This window comes from Pseudomonas rhodesiae (genome assembly GCF_013285305.1).
Classification (GTDB): Bacteria; Pseudomonadota; Gammaproteobacteria; order Pseudomonadales; family Pseudomonadaceae; genus Aquipseudomonas; species Aquipseudomonas rhodesiae.
Window position 1 is genome coordinate 103912 of the sequence record NZ_CP054205.1, and the last position, 13482, is coordinate 117393.

Genomic DNA, 13482 nt, shown 5'->3' on the forward strand with positions numbered 1-13482 from the left:
CGCCTGCGCAGCGCAGAGGACTTTGTCGGCTGATTACTTCTTTTTGATCAGGCCGTAGATCACCAGCAAGACGATTGCGCCGACCAGCGCACCGATGAAGCCAGCACCTTGACCTGCCTGATAGATACCCAGCGCCTGGCCACCGTAAGTCGCGGCCAGGGAGCCGGCGATACCGAGCAGGATGGTCATGATCCAGCCCATGCTGTCGTCGCCAGGCTTGAGGAAACGCGCGAGCAGACCGACGATCAGGCCGATAAAAATGGTTCCGATGATACCCATGGCATTTCCCTCTGAATGAATGTGTGTCATGGCAAAGCCTAGCCAGGCTTTACCATCCTGCATTCAGAGAGACGGCGGGCCCCAATGGTTCCCGCCGTGCCGAGGCTTATTGCTCGGCGATCAGCGCTTCGACCTTGAGGATCTGCGCCTGCAGCGTCGCGCGGTCCTGGCAACGCAGGTTGGCGTGGCCGACCTTGCGCCCGGCCTTGAAGGCCTTGCCGTAGTGGTGCAGGTGGCAGTCGTCGATCGCAATCACGCGCTCTACCGGCGGGACCACGCCGATGAAATTGAGCATCGCGCTCTCGCCCACCTTGGCCGTGGAGCCCAGCGGCAAGCCCGCTACCGCCCGCAGGTGGTTCTCGAACTGGCTGCACTCGGCGCCTTCGGTGGTCCAGTGCCCGGAGTTGTGAACGCGTGGGGCGATCTCGTTGGCCTTGAGGCCACCGTCGACTTCAAAGAACTCGAACGCCATCACGCCGACGTAATCCAGTTGCTTGAGCACACGGCTGGAATAGTCTTCGGCCAGGGCCTGCAATGGGTGATCGGTGCTGGCTACCGACAGCTTGAGGATGCCGCTGTCGTGGGTGTTGTGCACCAGCGGGTAAAAACGGGTTTCGCCATCGCGGGCGCGCACGGCGATCAGTGAGACCTCGCCGGTGAAGGGCACAAAGCCTTCCAGCAGGCAGGCAACGCTGCCCAGTTCAGCGAAGGTGCCAATCACATCCGCTTCGGTGCGCAGCACTTTCTGGCCCTTGCCGTCGTAACCCAGGGTGCGGGTTTTCAGCACGGCCGGCAGGCCGATGCGGGCGACGGCGGCTTCCAGGTCCGCTTGGGACTGGATATCGGCGAAGTCCGGGGTCGGAATGCCCAGGTCCTTAAACATGCTTTTCTCGAACCAACGGTCGCGGGCGATGCGCAAGGCTTCGGCGCTCGGGTACACGGGCACGAATTGCGACAGGAAGGCCACGGTTTCAGCCGGGACGCTTTCGAACTCGAAGGTCACCAGGTCCACTTCGTCGGCCAGTTGGCGCAGGTGATCCGGGTCGCTGTAGTCAGCGCGCAGATGCTCACCCAAGGCCGCGGCGCAGGCGTCCGGCGCCGGGTCCAGGAAAGCGAAGTTCATCCCCAGCGGGGTGCCCGCCAGGGCGAGCATGCGGCCCAGCTGGCCGCCACCGATTACACCGATCTTCATGGTCTACAACCTCAGGCGATGCGTGGGTCTGGATTGTCCAGCACGCTGTCTGTCTGTTCAGCACGGAATTTTTTCAGCACCGCGTGGAACTGCGGGTGCTTGGCGCCCAGGATGCTGGCAGACAGCAACGCGGCGTTGATCGCGCCGGCCTTGCCGATCGCCAGGGTCGCCACCGGGATGCCGGCCGGCATCTGCACGATGGACAACAGCGAATCCACGCCCGAGAGCATCGACGATTGCACCGGCACACCGAGCACCGGCAGGTGGGTCTTGGCCGCACACATGCCGGGAAGGTGCGCTGCGCCGCCGGCGCCAGCGATGATCACCTCGATGCCTCGGGATTCTGCTTCATCGGCATACTGGAACAGCAGGTCCGGGGTGCGGTGGGCAGAGACCACCTTCACTTCGTACGGAATGCCGAGTTTTTCCAGCATATCGGCGGTGTGGCTAAGGGTGGACCAATCGGACTTGGAGCCCATGATCACGCCAACCAATGCACTCATCGTCGTGCCTCTTCTCTCTGGGCGCCCGCAGGCGCGTCAAAAAACAACAAGCCACGCGGGAAATCCGGCGTGGCTTGTTGTACGAATGGTGGCCGGTTGGACCGGCCGAAGGCCGCGCAGTATACCGTAATAATTCAGATAAACAGCCCCTGGAACGACCATCTGTCCAGTGCCGCAAACCGGCGATTTTATTGACTTTCAGGTCAGCGAAAACACTACAAACCCTGTGGGAGCCGGCTTGCCTGCGATGGCGGAAGGTCAGTGCCTGAAATGTCGGCTGATACACCACTATCGCAGGCAAGCCAGCTCCCACATTTGATCTGTGTTGGCTCAAGTATTCTGCGCCGCCCCACCTTCCAACTTACGCCACAACAACCGCACATTCGCCTTACGCACCAACGCACAGCGGTACAGACGAATTTCCAGCGGCACATGCCATTGCGGCCCGCCGCAGACCACCAACTCGCCGCGGGCCAGTTCGGCACGCACGCTCAGTTGCGGCACCCACGCAATACCCAAGCCTTCCAGCGCCATGCTTTTGAGGCTGTCGGCCATGGCGGTTTCGTACACAGTGGTAAAGCGCAAGGCGCGCTGGCGCAGCAGCAAATGCACCGAGCGGCCCAGGAAGGCACCGGCGCTGTAGGCCAGCAACGGCACGCTGCCCTCGCCTTCCAGATCGAACAGCGGCTTGCCATCCGCATCGGCGGCGCACACCGGCAGCATTTCGGTGTTGCCCAGGTGCAGGGACGGGAAGATTTCGGCGTCCATCTGCATTGCTGCGTCCGGGTCGTAGAACGCTAGCATCAAATCACAGCCACCTTCACGCAGGGCATGCACGGCATCGCCGACGTTGGTGGCCACCAGCCGCGTGGCGATGTTCAGGCCTTCGTTGCGCAGTTGCGCGATCCAGCGTGGGAAGAACCCCAGCGCCAGAGAGTGGGCGGCCGCCACTTGCATGACTTCGCCCTGCCCGCCTTCCAAGTGATGCAAATGGCGCAGCACTTCGCCGAGTTGCTCGACCACGGTGCGCGCGGTGACCAGGAACAACTGCCCCGCCGCCGTCAGTTCCACGGGGGTGCGCGAGCGGTTGACCAGGGTCAGGCCCAACGCGGCTTCCAGGCTGCGGATGCGTCGGCTGAACGCCGGCTGGGTGACGAAGCGCCGCTCCGCCGCCTGGGAAAAGCTGCGGGTCGCCGCCAGGGCACTGAAGTCTTCCAGCCATTTGCTCTCAAGGTTCATCACTTCCTCCCACGGATATGCACCATTTTGGCACACACGCCCGCCACGTTAGCCGGGTCACACGCTCATTATGCCGTTTGTGCATAGGATAGTGTTTAACAGCATTGGCCCTGAAACGTCCAGAAGCCTAGGATTCACAGCGTTCCGGCTTAGCCCGGGTCCATATCGAGATGATTTCCGTCATGTCCTCCGCTGCATCATTCCGCACAGAAAAAGACCTGCTTGGCGTACTCGAAGTACCCGCTCAAGCGTATTACGGCATCCAAACCCTGCGAGCGGTGAACAACTTCCGCCTCTCGGGCGTTCCGATTTCGCATTACCCGAAATTGGTGGTCGGCCTGGCAATGGTCAAGCAAGCCGCCGCTGATGCCAACCGCGAGTTGGGCCAGCTCAGCGAAGCCAAGCACGCTGCCATCAGCGAAGCCTGTGCCCGTCTGATCCGCGGCGATTTCCACGAAGAATTCGTGGTGGACATGATTCAAGGCGGCGCCGGCACTTCAACCAACATGAATGCCAACGAAGTCATCGCCAACATCGCGCTGGAGGCCATGGGCCATCAGAAGGGCGAATACCAGTACCTGCACCCCAACAACGACGTGAACATGGCGCAGTCGACCAACGACGCCTACCCGACCGCGATCCGCCTGGGTCTGCTGCTGGGCCATGACGCGCTGTTGGCCAGCCTCGACAGCCTGATCCAGGCGTTCGCCGCCAAGGGCGAAGAGTTCAGCCACGTGCTGAAAATGGGCCGCACCCAACTGCAAGACGCCGTGCCGATGACCCTCGGCCAGGAATTCCGCGCCTTCGCCACCACCCTCGGTGAAGACCTGGCCCGCCTGAAAACCCTGGCGCCAGAGCTGCTGACCGAAGTGAACCTGGGCGGCACCGCCATCGGCACCGGCATCAACGCCGACCCGCGCTACCAGGCCCTGGCCGTACAGCGCCTGGCCGTCATCAGCGGCCAGCCCGTGGTTGCGGCGGCCGACCTGATCGAAGCCACTTCCGACATGGGCGCCTTCGTGCTGTTTTCCGGCATGCTCAAGCGTACCGCGGTGAAGCTGTCGAAGATCTGCAACGACCTGCGTCTGTTGTCCAGCGGCCCACGCACCGGCATCAACGAGATCAACCTGCCGGCGCGCCAGCCAGGCAGCTCGATCATGCCTGGCAAGGTCAACCCGGTGATTCCGGAAGCGGTCAACCAGGTGGCGTTCCAAGTCATCGGCAACGACCTGGCCCTGACCATGGCGGCCGAAGGCGGCCAGCTGCAACTGAACGTGATGGAGCCGCTGATCGCTTTCAAGATCTTCGACTCGATCCGCCTGCTGCAACGCGCCATGGACATGCTGCGTGAGCACTGCATCGTCGGCATCACCGCCAACGAAGCCCGCTGCCGCGAACTGGTGGAGCACTCCATCGGCCTGGTCACCGCGCTGAACCCGTACATCGGCTATGAAAACGCCACCCGCATTGCGCGTATCGCCCTGGAAAGCGGCCGCGGTGTGCTGGAACTGGTGCGCGAAGAAGGCTTGCTCGACGACGCCATGCTCGACGACATCCTGCGCCCCGAAAACATGATTGCCCCACGCTTGGTCCCGCTGAAGGCCTAAGCGTTAGATGCACCGCTCACCAGGTTGAGGGACTAGACACCTCTCACCTTTTGAGGGCCTGAAGGCTCGTTCTTCAGGCCCTTTTTTTTGCCTCAAGGTTGTGAAATGAAGCCCATAAAAAATCCAATATCGCCCTGCAAACCCACCTTGCCTGCAACAGCTTGGCTGAAACCTTTAATCAGGCCGAGCAGACGGATCACGTTCGCCTAGGTATAGTGCCGCCCCTCTTCGCGTCTGCGGCTGTCGGTAACGACGCCCGGAAACCCGCGAAACCGCATGAATAACAACCCGCAAAAGGATTGGGTCGAACCGTCGCGCACTGCCTGGTGCGATGCGACGTCTTTGAGCCGTCCTGCGTTTGCCATTAGAAAAATCAGCGAGGAACACTCCATGCTCGAAGTCATCAACGACTTCCTCTCAGGGAAAGTACTGATCGTGCTCATTGTCGGGCTCGGCGGTTATTTCACGATCCGCTCGCGTTTCGTACAGCTGCGCCACTTTTTCCACATGTTTTCGGTGTTTCGCGACAGCCTCAAGAGTAGCGCCGGCCAGCTCAGCTCGTTCCAGGCGCTGATGCTCAGCCTCGCCGGGCGCGTGGGTGCCGGCAACATCGCCGGTGTCGGCATTGCCGTTACCCTCGGCGGCCCGGGTGCCGTGTTCTGGATGTGGGTCACCGCATTGGTAGGCATGTCTTCGAGCTTTATCGAGTGCTCCCTCGGCCAGTTGTACAAGCGTACCGACGCGGAAGGCACCTTCCGTGGCGGCCCGGCTTATTACATCCAGCACGGTCTGCACAAACGCTGGCTGGGCATGGTCATGGCGTTCCTGTTGTTGGTGACCTTCGGTTTTGCCTTCAACGGCCTGCAAGCCCATGCCGTGACCCACTCGCTGAACAACGCCTTCGGCCTGGACACCACCTACACCGGCCTGGCGCTGGCGGTATTGCTGGGCCTGGTGTTTATCGGCGGGATCAAGCGCATCGCGTCGATCGCCGACCTGCTGGTGCCGGTCAAGACCCTGGTCTACATCGCCGTGACTCTGTACGTGATCGTGCTGCAATTCGACCACGTACCGGCCATGCTCGCGACCATCGTCAAGAGCGCCTTCGGCCTCGACCAAGCCTTCGGTGGCCTGGTGGGCAGCGCGATCATCATGGGCGTCAAGCGCGGCGTGTTCGCCAACGAAGCCGGTTTGGGCAGTGCGCCTAACGTGGCGGCAGTTGCCTCGGTTGACCACCCGATCGCCCAGGGCGTGGTCCAGGCATTCAGCGTGTTCCTCGACACTTTCGTGATCTGCACCTGCACCGCGCTGCTGATCCTGCTCTCCGGTTTCTACACACCAGGCTTTGAAGGCGATGGCATTGCCCTGACCCAGAACTCCCTGGCGGCAGTGGTCGGCGATTGGGGCCGCATGTTCATTTCGGTGGCCCTGGCGTTGTTCGTGTTCACCTCGATCATGTACAACTACTACCTCGGCGAGAGCAACCTGCGCTTCCTGGTGGGCAACAACCGCAAAGTGCTGATGGGCTACCGCACCCTGGTACTGGTGCTGATTTTCTGGGGTTCGATCGAGAACCTGAGCACCGTGTTTGCCTTCGCTGACATCACCATGACCATGCTGGCGTTCGTCAACCTGTTCGCCCTGGCGTTCCTGTTCAAGATCGCCATGCGCATCCTCAAGGACTACGACGACCAGCGCGCAGCGGGCATCAAGACCCCGGTGTTCGACTCCAGCCAGTTCCCTGACCTGGACCTGGACCGCAAGGCTTGGCCGGCCAACCCGGTCAAGTCCGAGCCAGCCGCTCAAGCGAGCGCTGAACTGAACGCTCAAACGCAACGTTGAGCGTAGGTAGATGACACGCCGCCCGGCCTTGGGCATGCTCGGGGCCCGGCGGCGTTTTTCGTTCAGGAGAATTCTCGATGTCCCCAGCCAACAACATCATGGTGCTCTACACCGGCGGCACCATCGGCATGCAGGCCAGCGCCAACGGCCTGGCGCCCGCGTCGGGTTTCGAAGCGCGCATGCGCGAACAGTTTGCCGACGTGAACGTGCCCACCTGGCGCTTCCGTGAAATGTCCCCGCTGATCGACAGCGCCAACATGACTCCGACCTACTGGCAGCACCTGCGCTGCGCCGTAGTCGAGGCCGTGGACGACGGCTGCGACGCGGTGCTGATCCTGCACGGCACCGACACCCTGGCCTACAGCGCGGCGGCCATGGCCTTCCAACTGCTGGGCCTGCCGGCGCCGGTGGTGTTCACCGGTTCCATGCTGCCGGCGGGCGTGCCCGACAGCGATGCCTGGGAAAACGTCCACGGCGCCCTGCTGGCGCTGGGCGCGGGCCTGGCACCGGGCGTGCATTTGTACTTCCACGGCGCGCTGATGGCGCCGACCCGCTGCGCGAAAATCCGCAGCTTCGGCCGTCACCCTTTCGCCGCGCTACAGCGTCAGGGCGGCGCAGCCAAGGTCGATGCCATTGCCGATACCTTGGGCTATCGCCAGCCCAAGGCGCTGGCGAACGTCGGCGTGCTGCCTCTGGTGCCCGGTCTTTCGGCGGCGCTGCTCGACAGCCTGATCGACAGCGGCATCCAAGCGCTGGTCTTGGAATGCTACGGCAGCGGCACCGGGCCCAGCGACAATCCGGCCTTCCTCGCCAGCCTGCAGCGCGCACAGAATCAGGGCGTGGTGGTGGTGGCCGTCACCCAATGCCATGAAGGCGGCGTTGAACTGGACGTGTATGAAGCCGGCAGCCGCTTGCGCGGCGTCGGTGTGCTGTCCGGTGGCGGCATGACCCGTGAGGCGGCGTTCGGCAAGCTCAACGCCCTGCTCGGGGCGGGGCTGCCAACTGCCGAGGTCCGTCGTCTGGTCGAACTGGACCTGTGCGGCGAACTGAGCTGACGTCCGATACATAGTCACTCCCGCCGCTGACCTGGCGGTGCCTAGCATGGAAAACCCGAGCCCTCGCTCGGGTTTTTTCCATCAGCCGGCACCACAGGAATGCCCCCATGACCTCTTCAACCTCCACTGCCACGCAACAGCCCACGGGCAATGACCCCAGCCTGGAGCTGATCGCGCAGTTCTATGCAGGCCCCTCCTTCCGCGAAGCCGCCACCGCAACGTTGCGCCAGGCGCTGAACGAACACTATCCGAACCTGAACATCGACCCCGGCAGCACCCTGATGGGGTCGCCAACCTGGACCCTGGTAGGCGATGAACTTGTGGCCGGGCCGCCCGACTATCACGCGCTGAGCGATCTGCTGGCGCGCCAGGCAGTGCTTGCCGTACCGGCGCAGTGTATCGAGGGCGAACATTTTCTCACCCGCCAACCGGTGACCGACCCGCCGGTGCATTTGCCCGTGCGCATGACCGACATCGCAAAAATCCTCAACACCCGCGCCCCGGTGATGCTCAGTGTGTTTCAGGAATACCTGGTCGATTACTGGAACGAAAGCAATACCCTGGGCCCGCGCTGGCAGGAACTGTCCAGCACCCTGCGCAATGGCTGGAACGTGCAAAACGTCGAAGGCTGGGACGAGACCGACCACGCCATGGCACGTCGGCTGTTCCGCTTGCCCGAGCGCGCCACTCGGCAGGTCGACGACCCGTACACCAGCACCGCCAGCATCGTGGAGGTCCAGCAGCTGCATGGCGAATCGGCCCAGGGGTTCACTGCGCTGATGTTCGCGGTGCTGTCGGGGCAGGTTCAAGGGCGCCCGGTCATCCTCAGTTACTCCCTGCTCAAGGGCTATGAGAAGTTCGATTCTTTGCAGCAGTTAGGCCAGTCATTGGCCGATCACGTTGGGCCACAGGCACAGCTGTCAGGGTTGCAATGGCGCCTGTATGAGCCCGACGGTCACTTTTTCGATTACCTGGCCTGCACCTTCATCGCTCAACAGGTGGACGCCGTTGGCGCGATGGATTTCTCCGATCTGCGCCAGGGCAGCCCCAGCCGGATCAACAGCGCGTTGAACTCAACCCCTGGCGCGGATGATGCGGCGGCGCAGAAAGGCCCAGGCTTGGAGTGGTATCGCGATGCCCTGCCCGACTGGCTGAGCGCCGGCTCCACCGCAGACTTGAACAACTACGCGCGGCACCTCAAAGACCTCGCGGCCCTTAATAGCCAGCATGCCGGCCAGTCCTACCTCGATGGCATCCCCGGCATCGAGGAGTACGCCCTGGCCCAGCTCAGGCAACAGGTGCTGATCGACCACCCGGACGCCCAGCATCTGCCCTTGGACAAAGTCGTGGTGAGGGTGCAAAGCGTCGTCACCTGGGGCACGTTCATCGTGCCCGGCGCCACCGAGACCACCACCTTTACCCTGGTGGAGCTGGCGCTGCAGAACTTGATCGCACTGCCCCTGGGCACCAAGACGGTTCAACTGCCCAACGGCGCACAGCTGCCCGCCTGGCTGACCGTCGATTACGTGGAGCAACTGATCCAAGAGGTGGATATCGGCAAGAACTACCCCGAGCTGATCAAAGCCCAACTGGTGGATATTCGCCAGGAAGCCACGCGGCGCAGGAATCTGTACACCGAACAGGTGCGTATCCAACTGCCGCTGATGGCGCTGCAAAGCAAACTTCGCCAACAGAACGGAATCGACGAGCAAGGCTACCGTTACATCGCCGCGCTGATGAATGCCGAGGCCCACGAGCGCAAAGTCGATAACCAGACGATTGTCATGCGCCCGTTGGCGTTCGCGCCCAAACGCCGCACGGATGGCACGTATGACACGGTGGAAAACATGTACGTGATCGGCCCGCAAAGCCTCACGGCCGGCCCCTGCCTGCTGTATCGCCCACTGTTCGACCCACCGCTGGTTCAATACGCCTCGCCCGCCAACCTGATCTATGCGATCGCGCAATCGGAATCGCTGCGCAGCTCGGTCCTGGCCTGGCTGCCTGACGCGGTGCGCGAGGACTACGCCAACTACGTGTTCCCAGGGGACCTGCCGTCGCCGTGGGCGGTTGCCGAGTACCTGGTCGAGCCCGATAAACTCTGGACCCTGAGCGGTCCTATGACCCTGGCCAACACCGTGTTGGACGGCAACCTGCTGGGGACGTTGTTCAATGCCAACGCGCAGGCACTGATCGCCCTGGCGGACCGCACGTCGGTGTCCAACGCCGAAAGCCGCTGGGCAACGTTCAAGCAGGCCGGCTGGACCCTGCTCAATGCCGTGCTGCCCTTTCTCAGCCCGACACTTGGCACCGCGGCGTGGATTTGGCAGATCCTCGATCAACTCAAGCAATTGGCCGAGGCCGAACAGCAACACGACACCGCGACGCAACAAGCCACCCTCACCGATGTGCTGCTCAACCTCGGCCTGGCGATCACCCTGCACATCGCCACACGCCATTCGCGTACAGGCCCGACACTGGCAGCGCGCCGGGGGCCGGAGGCGGAACCGCCAGTCAAGAAACTCGTCATCCAACAAGTGCTTGCCACCCCGGCGAGCGACCCGTTGACCGAACGTGGATCCCCGCTGAACATCCTCGGCGCCGTCAATCGCCTGCCCGAAAAACTCGGCACCGTCCTGGACCGCTTCAAAGTGGATAGGCCCTCAGACCTGAGTGCTCCCATCGCCGAAGCCGGTACTTATCAGCACCTCTACCGTTCAGGGCAGCACTATTACGTGCCCGTGGGCGCACGCTGGTTTCAGGTCTCGGCTCAACCGGACGAGCCGGTGCACATCATCGATCCGAAACAACCGGAACGTAGCGGGCCGATGCTGGTGCACAATGCCGCCGGCCAATGGTTTATCGATACCCGCTTGCGCTTGCGCGGTGGTGGCCCCAAACGGGCGATCAAGCGAGCCAGCCTTGAAGCCGCGGAAAGAGCCAAGCAACTGCGCGACAAACTGCAAGCCTTCGAGAAAGCCAAAAAAACCGCACAGGTTGAATTGCAGCAAGCGCACACAGCCATAACCGATGCCCCCGGCACCTCGACCGAGGCCAAGCGCCAGCTTTACCTGCAAAAGCTCGCCAGCCAGCGCGCGGACTATGAAACCGCACTGCAACAGCTCAAAGAACTGAACGTGTTTGACCCCTTGCCCGATTACCAGCCCAGGGCCATGGCGTACCTCAAGGCACAGCTGGATTTATCCGAAGCCAGCATCAGCGAGACCCAGCGCAGCTTTACCCCGGTGTTCCGCCGCGTGTTGGACCAGATCGAACGCCAGGCTCATGCACCCCAAGAGCGGCATATCGAAGACGCTCGAACCCTCACCGAAATGAACCGAGACATGATCGAACGCCTGGACTACGTGCAGTCGCGCTTCGAACAGTTACGCCAATTGCCCTCCGAAGGGCTGCGCCAGATCCAGGAACGGAAAAAACGCCTGCCCGCCTACAACAGCAGCGATCTACGGGCCATGCAAGTGACCATGGCGCGCAACCTGTGCATGCGTGAAGCCTCGCTGAGCAGCGCGCCCGATGCGTGGGAGGCCTTGGACCAGATCGTCAATGCCGCCGATATCGCGATCCAGGCCCTGCGCGACACCTTGCACGAACGCAGCGAAACACGCCTGGATGAGCGCATCGAGGCGCTGGGGAGTCTGATTGAACAATTTGCCGTGATCGATGAGCGCCTCGAAGACCTGCCGCAAGATTTTGCCGACGCCATCATTCCCGAGCAGCTGGCCAGTTTGCGCAGCAAAATACGCCAATACTCACAAGACACGCAGGTGCAACTGGCCCTCCTGCACCTGGACCGCGATGCCCTCAGGAGCCGCCCCACGCCGCCGCCCACGCCGCCCAAGCCCAAGATGAAATTCATCCACACCCGCTACAACGGCGTATTGATCGGCGAACCGCGCTTGACGCCGGTCGGACTGGAAACCGGCCTGGTGGATATCAAGTCGCCGATCACACAGCAGGTGATCGCGACCTATCACCAGAAAGGTCAGGATGTGTACGTGCAGCGCATCAGCACACCGACGCCAACGCCGCCCGCCGTGCCGGATATCCAGGTTGCCCTCGATAAAGCCAAGGGGTTTCTCGACAATTTGCACAGCTTCAAGACCCGCGCCGACGAACAGGCGGCCAAGCCCACCCGCACCGCAATGGGCATTGAGTACCTGTACCACCAGCACGCCCTGCGGCTGGAAGAGACCGACCAGGCCATCGAGCATGGCTTGGCGTCGGCCAGCCTTACCGCCGACCAGCACCGCGCCGCCGCGATTCTCAGCCGCAAACTCAAAGAGGCCACCGCCGAACTCTACCAAGAGGCCACGCAACATATGCTGCGCATGATCCGCGAAAAGCCGCCGACCATCGCCGGTGTGGATTGGCTGCTGCAACGCCACAAAGTCACTTTGAAGAAAACCATGAGCCGCCGTCGACTCAAGAGCGCCAAGCCCGATTACCTGGATGAATACACCGTCGCCGATCGCACCACCCATGAAGTGCTCTGGTACGCCCACTTCCACTACTCAACGTCATGGACGCCGGCCAAGGCGTTTATTTCCGCTCGGTTGAAAACCCCGGCCGAGCGCCGTCTGGGGCTGGCCGCCGACACCGTCAATGGGCTGAACGCGCAGCAGCGGCTGGATTACTACCGCAGCGAAATCAATCTGGAGCAAGCCCGTCGGTTGTTCTTCAACCTCTGATCGGGCATTGCACGCGGCATGGGAATTGCTCGCTTCTGGCAATCGTCCCAGGGACTTACCCCATGCTGCACTCGCACCTGACCACTCTCAACGCCGTTTCGCTGGTACTCGAAGCCTTCAGCGCCGACGGCATCCATCAGCAGGTGCTGCTGGCCGGCAGCGGCATTGCGAGCGCGGACCTGCACCAGCCCGACACGCGAATCACCACGCGTCAGGAGATGCGGGTCTGCGCCAATGCCGTAGCGCTGCGCCGCGACCTGGGGCTGGACCTGGGCCAGCGCATGCACGTGTCGTCCTACGGCATACTGGGCTATGCGCTGCTCACCAGTGCCACCTTCGGTGACGCTTTGCGCCTGGCGCTGCGCTACCCCGCATTGCTGGGAACACTTTTCGAGCTGAGCCTTGAAGAGGACGGCCAACGGATCTGGTTCACCGCCAGTGATTATCGGGAAGACCCGGCGCTGGCCGCGTTCAATATCGAGCTGTGCCTGGTGTCGCTCAAAGTCATCTGCGACGACCTGCTCGGCCAGCCGCTGCCACTGTTGGGGGCGCGCTTCGACTATCCGGCGCCGGCCTATCAGGCACGCTACCGCGAACGTTTCACCTGCCCGTTGCAGTTCCAGGCCGCCGGCAACGCGTTTGCCTTCGACCGTCACTGGCTCGACCAACCGTTGCCGCTGGCCGATGCCATCACCCATCGCGCCATGGCCGAACGCTGCCGCAAACAGAACACCGAATTCACCGGGCGCCAGGCGTGGCTGGGGCGCGTGCGCCAGTTACTGGCCTCGCAACTGCACGCCGCGCCGGGGCTGGATCGGCTGGCCGAACAGCTGAACTGCTCGTCACGCACCTTGCGGCGGCACCTGCACGATCTAGGCAGCAGCTACCAGGAGTTGCTCGACGAATTGCGGTTCGAGCGCGCCAAGCAATGGCTGGCAGAGGATGCGATGCCGATCCACTGCATCGCCGAGCAGTTGGGTTTCAGTGAAACCGCGAGTTTCCGGCATGCCTTCGTGCGCTGGAGCGGGGTCGCGCCGAGCCAGTTCCGGCCATGAA

At 62.6% G+C, this 13482-nt stretch carries 9 protein-coding genes; 5 read left to right on the forward strand and 4 right to left on the reverse strand.

The window, feature by feature from the left end; all coding sequences use genetic code 11:
- Positions 1–33 precede the first annotated feature (33 nt).
- The 4 genes from HRH33_RS00475 to HRH33_RS00490 all read right to left on the reverse strand — a co-directional run bounded on the left by HRH33_RS00475 (position 34) and on the right by HRH33_RS00490 (position 3213).
- Positions 34–279, reverse strand: coding sequence for a GlsB/YeaQ/YmgE family stress response membrane protein (locus tag HRH33_RS00475; protein WP_005792540.1), 246 nt, complete (start codon positions 277–279; stop codon positions 34–36).
- A 106-nt stretch (positions 280–385) separates the two neighbouring features.
- Entirely contained in the window at positions 386–1471 is a 1086-nt protein-coding gene (locus HRH33_RS00480) for a 5-(carboxyamino)imidazole ribonucleotide synthase (protein WP_034139848.1), read from the reverse strand.
- 11 nt (positions 1472–1482) lie between these two features.
- Positions 1483–1974 carry a 5-(carboxyamino)imidazole ribonucleotide mutase gene (gene purE / locus HRH33_RS00485; RefSeq protein WP_003195648.1) on the reverse strand — a complete coding sequence of 164 codons (492 nt, stop codon included), beginning with the start codon at positions 1972–1974 and terminating at the stop codon, positions 1483–1485.
- Positions 1975–2304: 330 nt separating this feature from the next.
- Positions 2305–3213 carry a LysR substrate-binding domain-containing protein gene (locus HRH33_RS00490; RefSeq protein ID WP_010566930.1) on the reverse strand — a complete coding sequence of 303 codons (909 nt, stop codon included), beginning with the start codon at positions 3211–3213 and terminating at the stop codon, positions 2305–2307.
- Between the two features lie 182 nt (positions 3214–3395).
- Between HRH33_RS00490 and aspA the strand changes: the two genes are divergently transcribed.
- The 5 genes from aspA to HRH33_RS00515 all read left to right on the forward strand — a co-directional run bounded on the left by aspA (position 3396) and on the right by HRH33_RS00515 (position 13481).
- A complete protein-coding gene (aspA, locus tag HRH33_RS00495; protein ID WP_167417334.1) occupies positions 3396–4820 on the forward strand; it encodes an aspartate ammonia-lyase in 1425 nt (474 codons plus the stop codon).
- 390 nt (positions 4821–5210) lie between these two features.
- On the forward strand, positions 5211–6662 hold the full coding sequence (locus HRH33_RS00500; RefSeq protein WP_167417400.1) for an alanine/glycine:cation symporter family protein: 1452 nt from the start codon (positions 5211–5213) through the stop codon (positions 6660–6662).
- Positions 6663–6739: 77 nt separating this feature from the next.
- Entirely contained in the window at positions 6740–7717 is a 978-nt protein-coding gene (locus tag HRH33_RS00505) for an asparaginase (protein WP_167417335.1), read from the forward strand.
- Between the two features lie 107 nt (positions 7718–7824).
- Positions 7825–12426 carry a coiled-coil domain-containing protein gene (locus tag HRH33_RS00510; RefSeq protein WP_167417336.1) on the forward strand — a complete coding sequence of 1534 codons (4602 nt, stop codon included), beginning with the start codon at positions 7825–7827 and terminating at the stop codon, positions 12424–12426.
- A 62-nt stretch (positions 12427–12488) separates the two neighbouring features.
- Positions 12489–13481, forward strand: coding sequence for an AraC family transcriptional regulator (locus tag HRH33_RS00515; protein WP_167417337.1), 993 nt, complete (start codon positions 12489–12491; stop codon positions 13479–13481).
- The last annotated feature ends 1 nt before the right edge of the window (position 13482 follow it).